Raw genomic sequence first — 19,799 nt, 5'->3', positions numbered from 1 at the left:
CCGGCAAGGCCGGTACGGCTACGGATACGGGTAGGGGTACGGCTCAGCGCAGGGCCGCGCGGATCGCCGCGTCGATGCCGGGGAAGGCGAACGAGAAGCCGGAGTCCAGCAGCTGCCCCGGGATCACCCGCTGACTGCCCAGCACATCGCCCGCGAACTCCCCGAGCGCGATCCGCAGCGCGGGCGCGGGGGCCGTGAACAGGGTCGGGCGGCGCAGGACGCGGCCCATCGCGGCGGTCACCTCGGCGTTGGTGACGGGGTCGGGCCCGGTCAGGTTCACCGGTCCGGTCAGCGACTCGGTGTCCAGGATGTGGCGCAGGGCCGCGACATGGTCGTGCAGGGCGATGAAGCTCCAGTACTGGCGGCCGTTGCCCATCCGCCCCCCGAGCCCCGCCTTGAACAGGGGGAACAGACGCCCCCACGCCCCGCCCTCACGGGCCACCACCAGGCCGGTGCGGGCGTGCACCGTGCGGATGCCCCGCTCCTCGGCGGCGGCGGTCGCGGCCTCCCACTCCTCGCAGACGGAGGGCAGGAAACCGGCCCCGGGCGGTGCGGTCTCGTCCACGGCGCGGTCTCCCGTATCGCCGTAGAAGCCGATGGCCGAACCGGAGAGCAGCACCTGCGGCGGGGTGTCGAGCGAGGCGACGGCCTCGGCGATCGCGGCCGTGCCCAGCACCCGGCTGTCGCGGATCTCCCGCTTGTAGGCGTCGGTCCAGCGCCGGTCGCCGACCCCGGCCCCGGCGAGGTGGACGACCGCGTCGCAGCCCACGAGCCCGGCCACGTCCACGTAACCCCGCTTGGGGTCCCACTCCACCTCGTCCCCGGACCGGGCGGGCCGCCGCACCAGGCGGGCCACCTTGTGCCCGTCGGCGCGCAGCGAGCGCACGAGCGCCGCTCCGATGAGTCCGGACGATCCAGTGACGGCGATACGGGAGGTCGGCATGGTGCCATCCTGCCCCACGGATTACGGGAAACACGGCAGTGGATACGGGGGAAAACACCATGGATCGCGAAGAACCCGGCGTGGGACAGTGACGTCATGTCCGCAACCGTCCTTCGTTCCGTATCCGTACGACCCGCCCGGCCCGCCGACGAGGAGGCGCTCGGGGAGCTCGACCGGTCCACCTGGTCGACGCTGCACGCGGTGGTGCCCCGGCCGCAGCCGCCGTACGAGCCGTTCTTCGACGAGCGGCACCGGCCCGGGGACTTCCTGGTGGCCGAGGTCGAGACCGAGACCGAGACCGAGGCCGAGTCCGAGGCCGAATCCGAGGCCGGGTTCGGGACGGGGGCCATAACCCGGTCCGGGTCCGGGTCCGGTGCCGTGACCGGGTCCGGCGGGGCGCGCATCGCCGGGTACATACGCCTGGTCCCGCCCACCCCGCTCGCCAGCAACGCCCATGTGCGCCAGATACAGGGCCTCGCCGTGGCCCCCTGGGCGCGCGGGGCCGGGGTCGGGCGGACCCTGCTGCGGGCCGCGTGTGCCGAGGCGCGGCGCCAGGGGGCCAACCGGATCACGCTGCGCGTGCTCGGGCACAACACCCCCGCCCGGGCGCTGTACGCCTCCGAGGGGTTCGCCGTGGAAGGGGTGCTGAGCGGGGAGTTCTTCCTGCAGGGCCGCTATGCCGACGACGTTCTGATGGGGCGCTCGCTCACGCCCTGAGCACGGTGCTCTGAACACAGTGCGCCGTGAGCAGTGCGCCCGTAGCGCTGCACTCGGTGACCCTGTGCCCGGTAGCACTGCGTTCGGTGACCCTGCGTCCGGTGGCACTGCGCCCGGCCGCGGGGCGGGTCAGCGGGGCGCGAAGCGGTCCCACAGCTCCGGGTAGCGGGCGGACAGCGCCTCGTCGTCCTCGAAGTCGACCGGGGAGCCCAGCGGCTCGGTGGGCTGCGGCGGAAGTCCCAGATCGGGTGCGATCAGGCCCGTGAGCTGCTCGTACGCCTCGTCGGCCGCGTAGCCCAGCTCCTCGCCGTCCCCGTCGATCTCCTCGTCGAACTCCTCCAGCAGCTCCGCCAGACCGTCCGGGTCGTGCAGCGCCCCCTCGAAGACCTCCCGGCCCTGGCCGATCAGCCAGCACCGGAAGTAGTCGAAGGCGTCGTCGCTCGCCCCGCCGAGCAGGACGGCCGCCGCGCCCCACAGGTCCCAGCGGTAGGCGCGGTTGTAGCGGGCCTCGAAGTGCCGGGCGAAGTCCAGCACGGAATCGGGGTCGAGCTGCACCAGCCGTTCCACGAGCAGATCGGCCTGCTCCTCGGGGTCGCCCTCGGCGGCCTCGCGGGTGGTGTCGATGATCTCCCAGAACTCCGTCTCGTCCATCACGGGTACAGCATCCAGCCTGCCGGGACCACCCGCACGCCCAGACGGCGAAAAGAAGCCTTTCAGCGATACAGCTCGCGCAGGCGTTCGGCCGCCTCGGCGAACCGGCTCCGGAGGGACTCCGGTGCCACGACCTCCAACTCGGGACCCAGCGAAAGGAGCTGGCTGTATGCCACGTCCAGTGACTCCACGGGCAGGACGACCGTGCGCCACCCGTCCGGACCGGCGGGAGGGGCCTTCGCGAGAGCCTCCGCGGCAGCCGCCCGGTCGCCGGAGTACGCGAGCTGCCGCGCACCGCTATCGGACACCCGTACGGTTACCTCGGTCCGCAGGAGGGACCGGGCGAACTCGGCGGCCCGTGTCTCCCAGAACGCGGGCAGATCGAAGGTCTTGTCCCGCTCGAAGCGGGCGTCGGCCGGTTCCACCGAGGTGAACCGGTCGACGCGGTAGACGCGGAAGTCCTCGCCCGCCCGGGCACAGAGGTACCAGACCCCGGCCTTGAGGACGAGGCCGTACGGAGCGAGCTCCCGCGCCACCTCCGTACCCTCACGGCCGTGGTCGCGGCCCCCGCCTCTGCGGTAGCGGGCCCGGACCAGGCGGTCGTCCCAGACGGCGTCGGCGACGGCGGGCAGGAAGTCGGGGGTCTCCGGCTCGGAGTACCAGGACGGGGCGTCCAGGTGGAAGCGCCGGGCGGCGGAGGAGGAGGCGTCGCGCAGGGAGGGCAGCAGGGCGGCCGAGACCTTGAGCCGGGCGGCCGACGCCGCGTCCTCCAGGCCCATCTCGCGCAGCGCCGAGGGCAGCCCGGAGAGGAACAGGGCCTCCGCCTCGTCCCGGGCGAGGCCGGTCAGCCGGGTGCGGTAGCCGCCGATGAGCCGGTAACCGCCCGCCCGGCCGCGCTCCGCGTAGACCGGGACACCCGCCTCGGAGAGCGCCTGCGCGTCCCGGGTGACCGTACGCTCCGACACCTCCAGCTCGGCCGCCAGCTCGGCGGCGGTCATGGCGGGTCGGGACTGAAGAAGGAGGACCATCTTGATCAGCCGGGCAGCACGCATGGGCCCATTGTGGTGGCAGCGGCAGCACACGGCCGCCGATGCCGAACCCCCGGCCGCCGGGGCGGGCGCGTTGTCGGACGCGTTCGCCCCGGTGACCGGGGGCAGGGCCGGCAGGGACCGGCGTGGGAGCGGGGGCTCAGAGGCCGTAGCGCTCCCGGGCCTCCTTGACCGCCGAGGCCGGGAGCTCGCCGCGCTTGGCGAGCTGGGCCAGCGAGGCGACGACGATCGACTGCGCGTCGACACCGAAGTGGCGGCGGGCCGCCTCACGGGTGTCGGAGAGGCCGAAGCCGTCCGTGCCGAGCGAGGACCAGTCCTGCTCCACCCACTGGCTGATCTGGTCCGGGACCTGGCGCATCCAGTCGCTGACCGCGAGCACCGGGCCCGGCGCACCGGAGAGCGCCTGGGTCACGTACGGCACCCGCTGCTCACCGCGGAGCAGCGCCTCGTCCGCCTCCAGCGCGTCGCGGCGCAGCTCGCCCCACGAGGTGGCGGACCAGACGTCGGCCGTGACACCCCAGTCGGCGGCCAGCAGCTCCTGGGCCTCCAGGGCCCAGTGGATCGCCGTGCCGGAGGCCAGCAGCTGGAGGCGCGGCGCGTCCGCCGTGGCGGGCGTGCCCTCCTTGAAGCGGTACAGGCCCTTGACGATGCCCTCCTCGACGCCCTCGGGCATCGCGGGCTGGGGCTTCGGCTCGTTGTAGACCGTCAGGTAGTAGAAGACGTCCTCGGCGTCGGGTCCGTACATCCGGCGCAGACCGTCCTTGACGATCACCGCCACCTCGTACGCGAACGCCGGGTCGTAGTTGAGCGAGGCCGGGTTGGTGGCCGCGATCAGGTGCGAGTGGCCGTCCGCGTGCTGGAGGCCCTCACCCGTCAGGGTCGTACGACCGGCGGTGGCGCCGACGATGAAGCCCTTGCCGAGCTGGTCGGCGAGCTGCCACATCTGGTCGCCGGTCCGCTGCCAGCCGAACATCGAGTAGAAGATGTAGAACGGGATCATCGTCTCGCCGTGCGTCGCGTACGACGTGGCGGCGGCGATGAAGTCGGCCATGGCCCCGGCCTCGGTGATCCCCTCGTTGAGGATCTGGCCGTCCTTGGCCTCCTTGTAGTACATCAGCTGGTCGCGGTCGACCGGCTCGTACGTCTGGCCCAGCGGCGAGTAGATACCGGCCGACGGGAAGAGCGACTCCATACCGAAGGTACGGGCCTCGTCCGGGACGATCGGCACCCAGCGCTTCCCGGTCTCCTTGTCCCGCATCAGGTCCTTCACCAGGCGGACGAACGCCATGGTGGTGGCCATCTCCTGCTTGCCGGACCCCTTGTACAGCGCCTTGAACGCGCGCTCCTCGGGCTGCGGCAGCGGCGCCGAGGCGTGCATCCGGCGGGCCGGGGCGGGACCGCCGAGAGCGGCGCGGCGCTCCTGGAGGTAGCGGACCTCGGGGGAGTCGGCGCCCGGGTGGCCGTAGGGGACCAGCCCGTCCTGGAAGGCGCTGTCGGGGATCGGGAGGCCGAGCAGCTCGCGCATGCCCTTGAACTCGTCGATCGACAGCTTCTTCATCTGGTGGTTGGCGTTCTTGGACTCGAAGCCCTTGCCGAGCGTGTAGCCCTTGACCGTCTGGGCCAGGATCACCGTCGGCGCGCCCTTGTGCTCCACGGCCGCCCTGTACGCCGCGTACACCTTGCGGGCCTCGTGGCCGCCGCGCGAGGTGTAGAAACACTCGGCGATCTTCGCGTCGGTGAGCAGCTTCGCCAGCTCGGCGAGGGCGGGCTCGGCGCCGAAGAAGTGCTCACGGATGTAGGCGACGTCACGGGTGGCGTACGTCTGGAACTGCGCGTCCGGGACCTCGCGCAGGCGGCGCAGCAGCGCCCCCTGGGTGTCCAGCTGGAACAGCTCGTCCCAGGCGCTGCCCCAGAGCGTCTTGACGACGTTCCAGCCTGCCCCGCGGAACTGCGCCTCCAGCTCCTGGACCACGCGGAAGTTGGCGCGGACCGGGCCGTCGAGCCGCTGGAGGTTGCAGTTGATGACGAAGGTCAGGTTGTCGAGCTGCTCACGGGCCGCCAGCGCCAGGGCGGCGGTCGACTCGGGCTCGTCCATCTCGCCGTCGCCGAGGAAGGCCCAGACGTGCGAGTGGGAGGTGTCCTTGATGTTGCGGTTGGCCAGATAGCGGTTGAAGCGCGCCTGGTAGATGGCCGAGAGCGGGCCGAGGCCCATCGACACGGTGGGGAACTCCCACAGCCAGGGCAGCCGCCGGGGGTGCGGGTAGGAGGGCAGGCCCTGGCCACCGGACTCCTGGCGGAAGTGGTCGAGCTGCTGCTCGCTGATCCGGCCGTCGAGGAAGGCGCGGGCGTAGATGCCGGGGGAGGCGTGGCCCTGGATGTAGAGCTGGTCGCCGGAGCCGTCCCCCTCCTTGCCGCGGAAGAAGTGGTTGAAGCCGGTCTCGTAGAGCCAGGCCGCCGAGGCGAAGGTGGCGATGTGGCCGCCCACCCCGTACCGGGCGCCACGGGTCACCATCGCGGCCGCGTTCCAGCGGTTCCACGCGGTGATCCTCGACTCCATCTCCAGATCGCCGTCGAACGCGGGCTCGGCGGAGGTCGGGATGGAGTTGACGTAATCGGTCTCCAGCAGCTTGGGCAGCGCGAGACCGGCGCCCTCGGCGTGCTGCAGCGAGCGGCGCATCAGGTACGCGGCACGGTGCGGGCCGGCGGCCCGGGTGACGGCGTCCAGGGAGGCCGCCCATTCGGCGGTCTCCTCGGGGTCGCGGTCCGGGAGCTGGTCGAGCTCGCTCGGAAGCTTTCCTACGGGGTCGGTCATGATCGCCGCCTTCCGGAGAGGAGGGGGGTGGAGAAGGCCCTATCTGGCAGGACAGAGCGATGGGGCCGGTGGGCCCGCGAAGTGAACTGTAAGGCGCTGATCGATGATCGATCAAAGGATTGAAGGCAAAACTTCTCGATACGAAGAAAAGTGGCATGCGGTGCCTCGAAACGGGGCACGGAGTGACGCGAAATAGCGCGCAAAAAGGGCGCTGACCTGCACGGAAGAGCAGGTCGCGCGCCAGATGATCGGAGCTTGCCGGTCAGGTCAGGCGCGTGGTGCGCAGCCCAGTACGTGCGCCTTCACCAAGGCGCCGATCTGTGGGTCATGGGCGAGGAACGCGTCGACGAGCGCCTGGTGCTCCTCCGCGTACGACTTCTGCACCGTGCCCAGCCAGCGGATCGACAGGGCCGTGAACACCTCGATGCCGAGCCCCTCCCAGGTGTGCAGCAGCACCGCGTTCCCGGCGGCCCGGACCATCTCCCGGTGGAAGCCCACCGTGTGCCGCACCTGGGCCTCGCCGTCCGCCAGCCGGTCCGCCTCGTACAGCGCCGCCACATGCGGGGCCAGCGCCGAGCAGTCCTCGCCGAGCAGCGGGGCCGCCAGCTCCGCCGCGATCTGCTCCAGTCCGGCCCGTACGGGGTAGCTCTCCTCCAGGTCGGCGGCGGTCAGGTTGCGGACCCGGACGCCCTTGTTCGGGGCCGACTCGATCAGCCGGAGCGTCTCCAGCTCGCGCAGCGCCTCGCGCACGGGCGTCTGGCTGACCTCCAGCTCCGTGGCGATCCGGCGCTCCACGATCCGCTCGCCCGGCTTCCAGCGCCCGCTGACGATCCCCTCCACGATGTGCTCGCGGATCTGTTCGCGCAGCGAGTGGACGACGGGCGGGGTCATGGAGAGCTCCTTCAGGGCAGACCTGTGCTGCCTACATCATCACGGCCGTACGGGCGGCGGCCGGTGGTGTTTAGACAATACGGCGGCGCCCCCGCCCGGAAGGTGTTCCGGACGGGGGCGCCGCTGGTGAGGCTGGTTACAGCCGGAGCGTTCAGAGGCCGAGCTCGACCTCGAACTCACCGGCCTCCAGGATCGCCTTGACCGACGTCAGGTAACGGGCGGCGTCCGCGCCGTCCACCAGGCGGTGGTCGTAGGAGAGCGAGAGGTACGTCATGTCGCGCACCGCGATGGTCTCGCCGAGGTCCGGGTGGTCGATGACCACCGGGCGGCGGACCGTGGCACCGATGCCCAGGATGGCGGCCTGGTTCGGCGGCACGATGACGGTGTCGAACAGCGCACCGCGCGAACCGGTGTTGCTGATGGTGAAGGTGGCACCGGACATGTCGTCCGGCGTCAGCCCGCCACCGCGCGCCTTGCCCGCCAGCTCGGCGGTCTTCTTGGAGATACCGGCGATGTTCAGGTCGCCCGCACCCTTGATGACCGGGGTCATCAGACCCTTCTCGGCGTCCACGGCGATGCCGATGTTCTCCGAGTCGAAGTACGTGATGGTGCCCTCGTCCTCGTTGATCCGGGCGTTGATGACCGGGTGGGCCTTCAGCGCCTGGGCCGCCGCCTTCACGAAGAACGGCATCGGGGACAGCTTGACGCCCTCACGGGCGGCGAACGCGGCCTTCGCCTGGTTGCGCAGCTTCATCAGCTTGGTGATGTCGACCTCGAGGACCGAGGTCAGCTGGGCCTGCGAGTGCAGCGCCTTCATCATGTTGTCGCCGATGACCTTGCGCATGCGGGTCATCTTGACCGTCTGACCGCGCAGCGGGGACGCCTCCAGCTTCGGCGCCTTGGCGGCGGCATGGCCTCCGGCAGTCACAGCGGCGGGCGCCGGGGCAGCGGCGGCGGCCTTGGCGGCCTCCGCGGCGGCGACGACGTCCTGCTTGCGGATACGGCCGCCGACGCCGGTGCCCTTGACCGAGCCCAGGTCCACGTTGTTCTCGGACGCGAGCTTGCGGACCAGCGGCGTGACGTAGGCGCCGTCGTCACCCGAGGGCGCGGCCGGAGCGGCCGGTGCCGGGGCGGCGGGGGCGGGCTGCGCCGGAGCCGGGGCGGCGGGAGCCGACGGGGCCTGGACCGGAGCCGGAGCGGGGGCGGCCGGTGCCGGGGCGGGAGCCGCGGGGGCCTCCTGCTTCGGCGCCTCGGCCTTGGGGGCCTCAGCCTTCGGGGCCTCCTGCGCCGGGGCGGCGGGCTGCGCCGGAGCGGCGGCCGGGGCCGCGCCCGGAGCACCGATGACGGCGAGCTTGGCGCCGACCTCGGCGGTCTCGTCCTCGCCGACCACGATCTCCAGCAGCACACCGGCGACCGGGGCGGGGATCTCGGTGTCGACCTTGTCCGTGGAGACCTCGAGGAGGGGCTCGTCCTCCGCGACCTCCTCGCCGACCTCCTTCAGCCAGCGGGTGACGGTGCCCTCGGTGACGCTCTCGCCGAGCGCCGGAAGGGTGACGTCGGTGCCCTCGGCGGAACCGCCGGAGGCAGCCGGGGCCTCGGCCTTCGGGGCCTCCTGCGCCGGGGCGGCGGGAGCCTCGGCGGCCGGAGCCGGAGCCTCCTCGGCCGGGGCGGCAGGCGCCTCGGCGGCCGGAGCCGCGGCCTCGGCCGGAGCGCCGGAGCCGTCGTCGATGACGGCCAGCTCGGCGCCGACCTCGACGGTCTCGTCCTCGGCGACCTTGATGGAGGCCAGAACACCGGACGCGGGGGCCGGGATCTCGGTGTCGACCTTGTCGGTCGAGACCTCGAGCAGCGGCTCGTCGGCCTCGACGCGCTCGCCCTCGGCCTTCAGCCAACGGGTGACAGTGCCCTCGGTGACGCTCTCGCCGAGCGCCGGAAGGGTTACGGAAACCGACATGGTTTCAGTTGCTCCTTACGAAAATGCGGAAGTGGTCGGTCGTCGCGCCCGGAACGGGGATCAGTCGTGGGAGTGGAGGGGCTTGCCCGCCAGCGCCAGGTGCGCCTCGCCCATCGCCTCGTTCTGCGTCGGGTGGGCGTGGAGGAGCTGCGCGACCTCGGAGGGCAGCGCCTCCCAGTTGTAGATCAGCTGGGCTTCGCCGACCTGCTCGCCCATGCGGTCGCCCACCATGTGGACGCCGACCACGGCACCGTCCTTGACCTGGACGAGCTTGATCTCGCCCGCGGTCTTCAGGATCCTGCTCTTGCCGTTGCCCGCGAGGTTGTACTTGAGGGCGACGACCTTGTCCGCACCGTAGATCTCCTTGGCCTTGGCCTCGGTGATGCCGACGGAGGCGACCTCGGGGTGGCAGTACGTCACCCGGGGCACACCGTCGTAGTCGATCGGGACGGTCTTGAGGCCGGCGAGCCGCTCCGCCACGAGGATGCCCTCGGCGAAGCCGACGTGGGCCAGCTGGAGGGTCGGGACGAGGTCGCCCACGGCCGAGATCGTCGGCACGTTGGTCTGCATGTACTCGTCGACCAGGACATAGCCGCGGTCCATCGCGACGCCCTGCTCCTCGTAGCCCAGGCCCTGCGAGACCGGGCCGCGGCCGATCGCGACGAGGAGGATCTCCGCCTCGAAGGTCTTGCCGTCGGCCAGGGTCACGCGGACGCCGTCCTGCGTGTACTCGGCCTTCTCGAAGAACGTACCGAGGTTGAACTTGATGCCGCGCTTGCGGAACGCGCGCTCAAGAAGCTTCGAGCTGTTCTCGTCCTCGACCGGGACGAGGTGCTTCAGGCCCTCGACGACCGTGACCTCGGTGCCGAAGGACTTCCACGCCGAGGCGAACTCGACGCCGATGACGCCGCCGCCGAGCACGATGGCCGACTTCGGGACGCGGTCCAGCTTCAGCGCGTGGTCCGAGGAGATGATCCGGTTGCCGTCGATCTCCAGGCCCGGCAGCGACTTCGGCACGGAGCCGGTCGCCAGCAGCACGTGGCGGCCCTGGATGCGCTGGCCGTTCACGTCCACCGAGGTGGGGGAGGAGAGCTTGCCCTCACCCTCGATGTAGTGGACCTTGCGCGAGGCGACGAGACCCTGGAGACCCTTGTACAGGCCCGCGATCACGTCGTCCTTGTACTTGTTGACGGCCTCCATGTCGATGCCCTCGAAGGTGGCCTTCACGCCGAACTGGGCCGACTCGCGGGCCTGGTCCGCGATCTCGCCCGCGTGCAGCAGAGCCTTCGTGGGGATGCAGCCGTTGTGCAGGCAGGTGCCGCCGACCTTGCCCTTCTCGATCAGGGCGACGTCCAGGCCCAGCTGCGCTCCGCGCAGGGCCGCGGCGTACCCGCCACTGCCACCGCCGAGGATCACTAGGTCGAAAACGGTGCTGGCGTCGTTCGCCACGTCACGTCCTCCATGCATGTGCGCCGTACGCCGGGCCCCGTCGCTGGGGTGTGACCGGCCGGTCGGCTGGTGTTCGGCCGCTTTTGTCTTCGGCCCTGTGGTGGGGGCCCTGTCCTGCCGAGAACCCATCTTCGCACTTGTCGACGGCGGGCGGGACGCGGGGCCCGGGTCCGGGACGGATCATCGTCCGTACCGGAGGGTTACTGCTGCGTAGTTTCCTATGGATTCGACCGGTGTTCGTCGAGAGCGAAACCCTGTCTCCGGCGAAACCTGGTCTCCGGCGAAACCGGGTCTCGGGCGGAATCTCTCTCTTCTCTCCCGTTCAGCCCGGACAACACGTACGGCCCCGGACCTATGCCCGGGGCCGTACGGATCGCTCACTCAGCCCAGGTCGCCGGCGGCGGTGCGCTCGGCCAGCCGGACCAGGGTGCGGACGGCGGAGCCGGTGCCGCCCTTGGGCGTGTAGCCGTACGGGGCGCCCTCGTGGAAGGCCGGGCCCGCGATGTCCAGGTGCGCCCAGGCGATGCCCTCGCCCACGAACTCCTTCAGGAAGAGACCGGCCACCAGACCGCCGCCCATCCGCTCGCCCATGTTGGCGATGTCGGCGGTGGGGGAGTCCATGCCCTTGCGCAGGTCGGCGGGGAGCGGCATCGGCCAGGACGCCTCGCCGACCTCCTCGGCGATCTCGTGGATCGACGTACGGAAGGCGTCGTCGTTGGCCATGATCCCGAAGGTGCGGTTGCCGAGCGCCAGCACCATCGCACCGGTCAGGGTCGCCACGTCGACGATCGCGTCCGGCTTCTCCTCCGAGGCGCGGGTCAGCGCGTCGCCGAGGACGAGCCGCCCCTCGGCGTCGGTGTTGAGGACCTCGACGGTCTTGCCGCTGTACATGCGCAGTACGTCACCGGGGCGGGTGGCGTTGCCGGACGGCATGTTCTCGGCGAGCGCCAGCCAGCCGGTGACGTTGACCTTCAGGCCGAGGCGGGCCGCGGTGACGACGGCGGCGAACACGGCGGCGGCGCCGCTCATGTCGCACTTCATCGTCTCGTTGTGGCCGGCCGGCTTGAGCGAGATGCCGCCCGAGTCGTAGGTGATGCCCTTGCCGACGAGGGCGAGGGTCTTCTCCGCCTTCGGGTGGGTGTAGGCGAGCTTCACCAGGCGCGGGCCGTTCGCGGAGCCCTGGCCGACGCCGAGGATGCCGCCGAAGCCGCCCTTGACGAGGGCCTTCTCGTCGAGCACCTGCACCTTGATGCCGTGCTCCTTGCCCGCGGCGGTGGCCACGGCGGCGAAGGACTCGGGGTAGAGGTCGTTCGGCGGGGTGTTGATCAGGTCGCGGGCGCGGTTGATCTCCTCGGCCAGCGCGAGGGCGCGCTCGACGGCCGCCTTGTACGCCTTGTCGCGGGGCTTGGCGCCGACGACGGCCACCTCGGCGAGCGGCAGCTTGGGGCCGCTGTCCTTGGACTTGGCGTCCTTGGGCGCGAGCTTGTTCTCGCCGCCCTGGTAGGCGGTGAAGGCGTAGGCGCCGAGCAGGGCGCCCTCCGCGACGGCGGCGGCGTCCTCGACGGAACCGGCGGGCAGCGCGAAACCGGCCTTCTTCGTACCGGTCAGCGCACGGGCGGCGGTGCCCGCGGCGCGGCGCAGCACCTCGGCGTCGTACGCGTCCTCCTTGTCCGGGACCGGACCGAGCCCGACCGCGATGACGACCGGGACCTTGAGCCCGGACGGCGCGGGCAGCTTGGTCACTTCGCCCTCGGCACCCACGGCCCCCAGGGTCGCGAGAACGGAGGCGAGCTTTCCGTCGAACGCCTTGTCCACGGCCTCGGCGCCCGGCGCGAGAACCAGGTTCCCGGCCTTGGACGCGGCGGCCTTCGCGACGCCGACGACGAGTGCGTCGGCGCGCAGCGTCGCCGCACCGGCAGTGCTGAGAGTGAGAGCAGTCACGGTGGTGAAATCTCGCTTCCGTTGAGTTCCTGTTCGGCCGAGGGGTGGGGCGACCGTGCCCGGCGCATCGTAGACGTCTGTGCGACGTGCCGTGAACGAGCCTACGCGCGCCATTCGCCCGGAGTTACGGCGGCGGGCCGTTCCCGACCGGTAAGGCGGTCGGTTCCGGCCGCACGGACAACCGTTTTCCGCCGGTACGTCGGTGGGCCCGCGAGCCTTCACGGCGTCAGGACCGGGACGGTGCCCGCAGGTTTTCACGGCGCCGGGCCCGCGACCCTTCGCGGCGTCAGGGCCCGAGCGCCAGCACCACCAGGGCCGCCGTCGCCGCCGTCTCCGCCACCCCGCCGAACACGTCCCCGGTCACCCCGCCGAACCGCCGCACGCAGTGGCGCAGCAGGAGTTCGGCGGCGGCCAGGGCGCCGAGCACCGCGAGCGCGTGGTGCAGTGCCCCGTACGGGCCGGACACCGCGCCCGCCGCCCCGCACACCGCCACCGTCACCGCCGCCACGAGCACCGCCCGCCCCACCGGGACCGTGCCCGCCACCACCGCGCCGAGCCCCTCCGGCCGGGCCGCCGGGACCCCCTGACGGGACGCCAGGGTGAGCGCGAGCCGGGCGGCGACGGCCGCGACGACGGCCCCGAGCGCGCCCTGTGCCCAGCCCCCCTCCCCGTACAGCTGGAAGAGGACCGCGACCTGGGCCAGCAGGACCAGGAGCAGGGTGATGACACCGAACGGCCCAATGTCGGACTGCTTCATGATCCGCAGCGCGTCCTCGGCCGGTTTCCCGCTGCCCAGCCCGTCCGCCGTGTCCGCGAGGCCGTCCAGGTGCAGCCCTCGGGTGAGCGCGGCGGGCACCGCGACGGAGACGACCGCCGCGAGCAGCGGACCCGATCCGGCCAGCAGCGACAGCGCGCCGAGCGCGGCGGCGAGCAGGCCGACGACGAGCCCGGCGAGCGGGGCGCAGAGCATGCCGGTCCGGGCGGTCGCGCGGTCCCAGCGGGTCACGCGGACGGGCAGCGCGGTGAGGGTGCCGAAGGCGAAGCGCAGGCCATGGCTGTTCAGGGAGGTCACCGCGGGCAGGTTAGCCGCTCCCGCGCACGGATAGATTGGCCGAAGCGTCGGAAAAGCCGCAGAACTGACCACATCGGGAGCGGGTGGCATGGGTAACTGGTGGCACACCAACATCGCCGAGCCGGGCAAGCTCCCCCTGCTCCTCGCGCTGGCCGCCTTCGTCCTGACCTTCGCGATCACCCGCACGATCACGCGGATGATCCGCGCGGGGAAGGGCCCGTTCCGCAACATCACCCCGGGCGGCATCCACATCCACCATGTGGTGCCCGGGGTCGTGCTCACGGTGATCGGCGGCTTCGGCGCGGTGGCGGCCGGACGGCACGGGGTGGCCGCCGGGGTGTGCGCGGTGATCTTCGGGGTGGGGGCCGGTCTGGTGCTGGACGAGTTTGCGCTGATCCTGCACCTGGACGACGTGTACTGGACTGAGGAGGGCCGCCAGAGCGTCGAGGTCGTCGTGCTGACGGCCTCGCTGGTGCTGCTGGTCCTGGCGGGGTTCTCACCGCTCGGGGTGGACGACGTGACCGACGAGGAGCAGCAGGGCAGGCTCGGCGTCATCACCACGTACGCGATCAACTTCTGCTTCGTCCTGATCGCGCTGTTCAAGGGCAAGACCCGGATGGCACTGGTCGGCACCCTCGTCCCGTTCGTCGCGCTGATCGCCGCGCTCCGCCTCGCCCGCCCCACCTCGCCCTGGGCGAAACGGTTCTACCGCGACCGCCACCGGGCCCGCTCCCGGGCGGTGCTGCGCGCCTACCACCACGATGTGCGCTGGGCGGGCCCCCGCCGGAAGTTTCAGGACCTCATCGGCGGCGCCCCGGACCGCGTCCCGCCGCCGCCCGCCCGCAAGCCCTGACCGTCGGCCCGCCGCCCGCGCCACTCCCGTACGGTACAGACCACCAGGACGGCGGCGATGGCGGCCAGATGTTCCCGGCCCGCCAGGTTGTCCTTGACCAGGACCTCCACCACCATCGCGATCACCACCAGTGACCCGGTGAACCAGGCCCGGTGGGCGTGGCAGACGTACACCGCGAGCCCCACCACCGCGGCCGACGGCCCGGTGTCCACCACCTGCGCGTCCGAGGCCGGAAGCCCCAGGAACGCGTCCGGGCCGAGCGCGATGCCGACCCGGGCGTACAGCGTCCCCGCCAGCGTCGCCCCGTACGCCACCGCGAGGGTGCGCCACCGCCCCAGGCACACCTCCGCGATGCCGAACACCAGCAGGATCTGCGCCAGCGCACCCCACACCGGCAGATCGAGCGCGGGCACGAACAACGACAGCGGCGTACGCAGCAGAGCCAGCCACAGCGGGTCCTCGGCCCGCACTGCTCCCAGGGCCTGCACGGGGCCGTAGCCCCACGACTGGTTCTGGATCACCTGCACGGCCGCGGTCAGCGTCACCGCCGTCAGGGTCAGCGCGAGCGCCCGCACCCCGTGTTCGGACAGCCCCGTCCGTACGGTGGTGAGGAGCGGGCCCCACTCCCGCCGCGCGGCCCGGCGCAGCGCCGGGAAACGGCTCGTCCGGGAGCCGTTCGTCTCCGGGCTGCTCATCCGGGAGCGGCTCATCTGTGGGCGCCGGGACGCGCGCGGTGCAGCCACTTCGGCAGCCCCGGCGCTTCCAGGAACCCTTCGGCGCGGCCCGCCGCGATGGAGATGCGCGCCAGGTCGGCGCTCTTCTCGAACAGCATGAAACGTGGCTCCCAGATCGGTCGGTACTTGGCGTTGGCCCGGTAGAGCGACTCGATCTGCCACCAGCGCGAGAAGAAGCTCAGCAGCGCACGCCACAGTCTCAGCACCGGTCCCGCGCCGAGCCGCGATCCCCTCTCGAAGACGGACCGGAACATGGCGAAGTTGAGCGAGACCTGAGTGATCCCGATCTCGCCGGAGCGTTGGAGGAGCTGGATGACCATGAACTCCATGAGGCCGTTCTCCGCCTCGCGGTCACGGCGCATCAGGTCCAGGGAGAGACCGTGGGGACCCCAGGGGACGAAGCTGAGGAGCGCCCGCAGTTCGCCGCCCTTCCCGTCCCCCTCGCCCGCGTCCCGGCACTCCAGCATCACGCACTGTCCGTCCGCCGGGTCGCCGAGGCGGCCGAGCGCCATGGAGAAGCCGCGCTCGGTCTCCCCGTCGCGCCACTCGTCCGCGCGCCGGACCAGCTCGGCCATCTCCGCCTCCGGGATGTCCGCGTGCCGCCGGATCGTCACCTCGTAACCGGCCCGCTTGACCCGGTTGTACGCCTGCCGCACCCCGCGCATCGCCCGTCCGTCGAGCGTGAACTCCGCCGTCTCCACGATCGCCTCGTCGCCCAGCTCCAGCGCGTCCAGGCCGTGCCGGGCGTAGACCGTGCCCGCCTCCTCGCTCGCGCCCATCACGGCCGGAATCCAGCCGTGCTCGCGGGCCTCGGCGAGCCACGGCTCGATCGCGCCCGGCCATGCCTCGGGGTCGCCGATCGGGTCGCCGGAGGCCAGGGAGACCCCGCCGACCACCCGGTGGACCACGGCGGCCTTCCCGGTCGGCGACCATACGGCGCTCTTCTCCCGGCGCAGCGCGAAGTAGCCGAGCGAGTCCCTCTCGCCGTGCTTGTCCAGCAGGGCCCGCAGCTTCGCCTCGTCCTCGGGGGAGAGCGGGTCGACCGCCCGGCGGGAGCGGAACGCGGCGTACACGACGGCGATCAGCAGCAGCGTCGAGAGGACGTTGATGACGACATTGACCCAGCCGGGGGTGGTGATCCCGGGGAAGCGCGCGTCGTCGGCGGCCACCGAGACCAGCCGCAGCGCCCCGTAGCGCCAGCGGTCCAGGAAGGTGGAGCGGTGCTCGTCATGGGCGGTGTTGGTGACGGTGACCAGGGCCGTCGCGATGAGCGAGGTGACCAGCAGCCCCACCGCGGCGACCAGGGCCGCCAGCTTCGGGTTGGAGCGGTCGCCCTTGGCGTAGAACTCCCGCCGCCCCAGCAGCAGCGCCACGACGAAGGCGGCCGTCAGCGCCAGGGACACCCAGTTCTGGGCGTGCTGCCGGATCTCCGCGAAGAAGAACGCGAGGATCAGGGCCAGGAGCACCAGCCCGCCCAGGACCAGGTTCACGATCCAGGCGGCCCGTTTGCGCCGCCGCATCGTGACCGCCAGGAACAGGGCGATCACCCCGGAGGAGAACCCCGCGGTGAGCAGGTACGGCGTGAAGTAGTTCTCGGTGTTGTGGCGCCGCAGGTCCTGCCCGAGGGTGACCCAGACGGCGCTCAGGAAATTGATGAACGAGACGACGCGCAGGTACCAGATGGCGAACGCCGCACTGCGCCGGGACCGGACGGTACTGCGCCGGGCTGTCTCTTCGGCCGATCGAACCTCTCCCATGAGAAGTGATCATATGGCGCATTGCGGACATATGGATGTGCAGGCATATGCGGATGTATGAGGGTGGGGCGGCGGGCGTCCCGCAGGAGGCGGCCCGCCCGCCCCGGCCGCTCAGGTCGCGTCGAGGATCTTCGTCCCGTCCTCGGCGTCCTTGGCTGACTCCTCCGCCTCGTCCTCCTCATCAGCCGCCTCCGGCGTACGCTCCGGCAGCTCGGCGGCGAGCGCGGCGGCGGCCTGCACCAGCGGCAGGGCCAGCAGCGCCCCCGTACCCTCGCCCACCGTCACCCCGTGGTCCAGCAGCGGGGTCAGCGCCATCCGGTCCAGCGCCTTCGACTGCGCGGGCTCCCCGCTGACCTGCCCGGCCAGCCACCAGTCCGGCGCCCGGAACGCCGCCCGCTGCGCCACCAGCGCACAGGCCGACGCGACGACCCCGTCCAGGATCACCGGCATCCGCCGCACCGCCGACTGGAGCAGGAACCCCGTCATCGCGGCCAGATCCGCCCCGCCCACCGTGGCCAGCAGCTCCAGCTGGTCGCCCAGCACCGGCCGGGCCCGGCGCAGCGCGTCCCGGATCGCGGCGCACTTGCGCATCCAGGCCAGATCGTCGATGCCCGCACCGCCGCGCCCGGTCACCACCGAGGCGTCCGTACCGCAGAGGGCGGCGATGAGGGTGGCGGCGGCCGTGGTCCCGCCCACGCTCAGGTCGCCGAGCACCACCAGATCGGTACCGGAGTCGGCCTCCTCGTCGGCGATCGCCATGCCCAGGCGGACGGCCCGCTCGGCCTCCTCGGCGCTCAGCGCGTCCTCGACGTCGATGCGCCCCGAACCCCGCCGCACCCGGTGCCGTACGACGGACTCGGGCAGCAGCTCCGGATCGCAGTCGATCCCGGCGTCCACGATCCGCAGCGGCACCGCGAACCGCCGGGCCAGCACTGCCACCGGGCTCGCCCCGTCGAGGGCCGCCCGCACCAGCTCGTGGGTGGTGCCCGCCGCCCGCCCGGAGACGCCCAGCTCCGCCACCCCGTGGTCACCGGCGAAGAGCACCACGCGCGGCTGCTCGACGGCCCGGACCGGTACGGACTGCTGGGCGGCGCTGAGCCACTCGCCCAGCTCGTCGAGCCGGCCCAGCGCCCCCGGCGGGACGATCAGCCGTTCCCGCCGTTCCTCGGCGTCGCGCCGGACACCCCCGTCGGGGCGTTCGATCAGGTCGGAGAAGTCGTCCAGATTCACGGAGGTCTGCCTCGCGGGTCGTCACGTCGGTTTCCGGTCCGGGAACCCGGCGGCGGGCCCCTGCCGGGAACAGTACCGGTCGGCCCGGACGGCCCGGCCGGTACCGGTGACGCCCCTTCACCGACGCGGTGCCTGCGCGCGACGCTCTCTCACCGACGTAACACCTCCGCACACCTCCGCGCGAGGCCCCCTCACCCCCGCAACACCACCACCTGCCCCGCCACCACCAGCAGCACCTCCTCGCACTCCGCCGCCACCGCCGCGTTCAGCCGCCCCAGCTCGTCCCGGAACCGCCGCCCCGCCGGGGTCGCCGGGACCACCCCCGCACCCACCTCGTTCGTCACCAGCACCACCTGGCGCCGGGTCGCGCGCACCGCCGCCACCAGCTCCGCGACCCGCGTCCGCAGCGCCGCCTCACCGCCCTCCCGCCACCGCACGTCCTCCCAGGCGTCCACCCGGTCCATCGCGTCGGTCAGCCACAGCGACAGGCAGTCCACCAGCAGCGGCGGCCCGTCCGCCCCCAGCAGCTCCGCCACCTCACAGGTCTCCTCGGTCCGCCACGCGCCCGGCCTGCGCTCCCGGTGCAGCCCCACCCGCGCCGCCCACTCCGGGTCCCCCTCGCGGCGCCCGCCGGTCGCCACGTACACCACCTCGGGGAACGTCTCAAGACGCCGCTCCGCCTCCAGCGACTTCCCCGACCGGGCGCCGCCCGTCACCAGCACCCGGCGCGGCACGTCCGGCACCACCGGGTACTCGCCCACCACCAGCGTCGTCCCGTCCGGCACCGCCCGCGCCCCGGCCGCCGCGAGCAGCCGCTCCAGCGCCGCACCCGGCGGGGCGTCATGGTCCAGATGAACCGCGATCACCTCGGTGGCCGGGCCCACCCCGCCCACCGACCGCAGCCGCGCCACGGCGTCGGGGCGTCCGACCACATCGCAGACGACCAGGTCGTACGGCCGCTCGGCGCGCCCGTCGAGACCGGCGGGGGCACCCCCCGGCGGCAGGTACAGCAGCCGTTCGCCCTCCGGGGAGCTCACCTCGTAACCGGTCCCCGGCGCGTCCATCGGCACCGCCCGCACCCGGTGCCCGCTGATCAGCGTCAGCACCTGGCCGTCCGGCACCCGCCCGGCCGGAGGCAGCGTGGCGGGCAGCTCGACGGCGGGCCCGTCGTGCGGATGGGTCAGCAGCACCTGGCGTACCGCGCCCAGCGAGCGCCCCGCGCGGGCCGCCGCGAACACGGCCCCCGGGGTCAGATCGAGCAGCAGCGCGTCGTCGACCAGCAGGGCGGTCGCGGCGCGCGCCCACGGACCGCGGGCCGTCGCACAGGCCGCACAGGGGCAGGAGGGGCGCGGCAGCCCCTCGGGGGCTCCGGTGCCGAGCAGAGTCAGTTCCACACCTTGATCCTCCCGTGTCCCCACGCCGGGTGCGCGCCCGGCTAGGCTTCGGGCAGCAACGTGACCCGGGAGGCGCACATGGCGTGGACGTGGCGGTTCGAGAAGTCCGACGGTACGGAGACGGAGCCGGCCTTGCAGCCGGAGGAGTTCACCACCCAGGGCGACGCGGAGTCCTGGATCGGCGAGTACTGGAAGGAGCTCCTGGAGGGCGGCGCCGCCCAGGTGACGCTCTTCGAGGACTCGACCAAGATCTACGGCCCGATGAGCCTCCAGGCCGACGGCGCCTGAGGCCCGGGCAGCGGCTGGGCGAGGGAAGGGGCGGTACGGGAGATTCCGTACCGCCCCTTCCCGC

16 protein-coding genes are annotated in these 19,799 nt (G+C 72.4%); 4 read left to right on the top strand and 12 right to left on the bottom strand.

Annotated features, from left to right (window positions below; all coding sequences use genetic code 11):
* Positions 1 to 43: 43 nt before the first annotated feature.
* A complete protein-coding gene (locus B7C62_07700) occupies positions 44 to 943 on the bottom strand; it encodes a TIGR01777 family protein (protein ID ARF72169.1) in 900 nt (299 codons plus the stop codon).
* 96 nt (positions 944 to 1,039) lie between these two features.
* On the opposite strand from B7C62_07700, the gene B7C62_07695 reads away from it, so the two are divergent.
* Positions 1,040 to 1,660 carry a GNAT family N-acetyltransferase gene (locus tag B7C62_07695; GenBank protein ARF72168.1) on the top strand — a complete coding sequence of 207 codons (621 nt, stop codon included), beginning with the start codon at positions 1,040 to 1,042 and terminating at the stop codon, positions 1,658 to 1,660.
* A 129-nt stretch (positions 1,661 to 1,789) separates the two neighbouring features.
* Here B7C62_07695 and B7C62_07690 read toward each other — a convergent pair whose 3' ends face one another.
* From B7C62_07690 to B7C62_07655, 8 genes are all read right to left on the bottom strand, one after another.
* Positions 1,790 to 2,311: a polymerase gene (locus tag B7C62_07690; protein ID ARF72167.1), complete on the bottom strand. Its 522-nt coding sequence runs from the start codon at positions 2,309 to 2,311 to the stop codon at positions 1,790 to 1,792.
* 62 nt (positions 2,312 to 2,373) lie between these two features.
* Positions 2,374 to 3,363: a transcriptional regulator gene (locus B7C62_07685; protein ID ARF72166.1), complete on the bottom strand. Its 990-nt coding sequence runs from the start codon at positions 3,361 to 3,363 to the stop codon at positions 2,374 to 2,376.
* A 136-nt stretch (positions 3,364 to 3,499) separates the two neighbouring features.
* Positions 3,500 to 6,172: a pyruvate dehydrogenase (acetyl-transferring), homodimeric type gene (locus B7C62_07680; protein ARF72165.1), complete on the bottom strand. Its 2,673-nt coding sequence runs from the start codon at positions 6,170 to 6,172 to the stop codon at positions 3,500 to 3,502.
* 267 nt (positions 6,173 to 6,439) lie between these two features.
* Positions 6,440 to 7,063: a GntR family transcriptional regulator gene (locus B7C62_07675; GenBank protein ID ARF72164.1), complete on the bottom strand. Its 624-nt coding sequence runs from the start codon at positions 7,061 to 7,063 to the stop codon at positions 6,440 to 6,442.
* Between the two features lie 151 nt (positions 7,064 to 7,214).
* Positions 7,215 to 9,017, bottom strand: coding sequence for a 2-oxoglutarate dehydrogenase, E2 component, dihydrolipoamide succinyltransferase (locus B7C62_07670; protein ID ARF72163.1), 1,803 nt, complete (start codon positions 9,015 to 9,017; stop codon positions 7,215 to 7,217).
* A 60-nt stretch (positions 9,018 to 9,077) separates the two neighbouring features.
* Complete coding sequence (locus B7C62_07665; protein ID ARF72162.1) at positions 9,078 to 10,466, bottom strand: dihydrolipoyl dehydrogenase; 1,389 nt, start codon at positions 10,464 to 10,466, stop codon at positions 9,078 to 9,080.
* Positions 10,467 to 10,847: 381 nt separating this feature from the next.
* Positions 10,848 to 12,407: a leucyl aminopeptidase gene (locus B7C62_07660; protein ID ARF72161.1), complete on the bottom strand. Its 1,560-nt coding sequence runs from the start codon at positions 12,405 to 12,407 to the stop codon at positions 10,848 to 10,850.
* Positions 12,408 to 12,693: 286 nt separating this feature from the next.
* On the bottom strand, positions 12,694 to 13,479 hold the full coding sequence (locus B7C62_07655; protein ARF72160.1) for an adenosylcobinamide-GDP ribazoletransferase: 786 nt from the start codon (positions 13,477 to 13,479) through the stop codon (positions 12,694 to 12,696).
* A gap of 88 nt (positions 13,480 to 13,567) precedes the next feature.
* Here B7C62_07655 and B7C62_07650 point away from each other — a divergent pair, with 88 nt between their 5' ends.
* Together B7C62_07650 and B7C62_07645 are read left to right on the top strand one after the other, a co-directional pair.
* A complete protein-coding gene (locus B7C62_07650) occupies positions 13,568 to 14,332 on the top strand; it encodes a hypothetical protein (protein ID ARF72159.1) in 765 nt (254 codons plus the stop codon).
* A 57-nt stretch (positions 14,333 to 14,389) separates the two neighbouring features.
* Positions 14,390 to 14,830 (top strand): hypothetical protein, encoded by a 441-nt coding sequence (locus tag B7C62_07645; GenBank protein ARF72158.1) that lies wholly within the window; start codon positions 14,390 to 14,392, stop codon positions 14,828 to 14,830.
* Between the two features lie 208 nt (positions 14,831 to 15,038).
* Here the strand turns inward: B7C62_07645 and B7C62_07640 are convergent, their stop codons facing one another.
* The 3 genes from B7C62_07640 to B7C62_07630 all read right to left on the bottom strand — a co-directional run bounded on the left by B7C62_07640 (position 15,039) and on the right by B7C62_07630 (position 19,447).
* A complete protein-coding gene (locus B7C62_07640; GenBank protein ID ARF72157.1) occupies positions 15,039 to 16,823 on the bottom strand; it encodes a hypothetical protein in 1,785 nt (594 codons plus the stop codon).
* 111 nt (positions 16,824 to 16,934) lie between these two features.
* The gene (locus tag B7C62_07635) at positions 16,935 to 18,053 is read right to left on the bottom strand and encodes a nicotinate-nucleotide--dimethylbenzimidazole phosphoribosyltransferase (protein ARF72156.1); all 1,119 of its coding nucleotides are present in this window, start codon (positions 18,051 to 18,053) and stop codon (positions 16,935 to 16,937) included.
* 191 nt (positions 18,054 to 18,244) lie between these two features.
* Positions 18,245 to 19,447, bottom strand: a complete 1,203-nt coding sequence (locus B7C62_07630; GenBank protein ID ARF72155.1) for an adenosylcobinamide kinase/adenosylcobinamide phosphate guanyltransferase — start codon at positions 19,445 to 19,447, stop codon at positions 18,245 to 18,247.
* A 78-nt stretch (positions 19,448 to 19,525) separates the two neighbouring features.
* Here B7C62_07630 and B7C62_07625 point away from each other — a divergent pair, with 78 nt between their 5' ends.
* Entirely contained in the window at positions 19,526 to 19,735 is a 210-nt protein-coding gene (locus B7C62_07625; protein ARF72154.1) for a hypothetical protein, read from the top strand.
* Positions 19,736 to 19,799 lie beyond the last annotated feature (64 nt).

It is taken from the genome of Kitasatospora albolonga (assembly GCA_002082585.1).
Lineage (GTDB): Bacteria > Actinomycetota > Actinomycetes > Streptomycetales > Streptomycetaceae > Streptomyces > Streptomyces stephensoniae.
Note: the sequence above shows the minus strand (reverse complement) of the source record. Positions and strands in the feature narration are given on the sequence as shown.

Coding starts and splice junctions, on each gene's coding strand:
- B7C62_07640 (ARF72157.1), bottom strand. CDS start 16,823: ATGGGAGAGGTTCGATCGGCCGAAGAGACAGCCCGGCGCAGTACCGTC.
- B7C62_07695 (ARF72168.1), top strand. CDS start 1,040: ATGTCCGCAACCGTCCTTCGTTCCGTATCCGTACGACCCGCCCGGCCC.
- B7C62_07690 (ARF72167.1), bottom strand. CDS start 2,311: ATGGACGAGACGGAGTTCTGGGAGATCATCGACACCACCCGCGAGGCC.
- B7C62_07625 (ARF72154.1), top strand. CDS start 19,526: ATGGCGTGGACGTGGCGGTTCGAGAAGTCCGACGGTACGGAGACGGAG.
- B7C62_07680 (ARF72165.1), bottom strand. CDS start 6,172: ATGACCGACCCCGTAGGAAAGCTTCCGAGCGAGCTCGACCAGCTCCCG.
- B7C62_07685 (ARF72166.1), bottom strand. CDS start 3,363: ATGCGTGCTGCCCGGCTGATCAAGATGGTCCTCCTTCTTCAGTCCCGA.
- B7C62_07675 (ARF72164.1), bottom strand. CDS start 7,063: ATGACCCCGCCCGTCGTCCACTCGCTGCGCGAACAGATCCGCGAGCAC.
- B7C62_07700 (ARF72169.1), bottom strand. CDS start 943: ATGCCGACCTCCCGTATCGCCGTCACTGGATCGTCCGGACTCATCGGA.
- B7C62_07670 (ARF72163.1), bottom strand. CDS start 9,017: ATGTCGGTTTCCGTAACCCTTCCGGCGCTCGGCGAGAGCGTCACCGAG.
- B7C62_07645 (ARF72158.1), top strand. CDS start 14,390: ATGGCGGCCAGATGTTCCCGGCCCGCCAGGTTGTCCTTGACCAGGACC.
- B7C62_07650 (ARF72159.1), top strand. CDS start 13,568: ATGGGTAACTGGTGGCACACCAACATCGCCGAGCCGGGCAAGCTCCCC.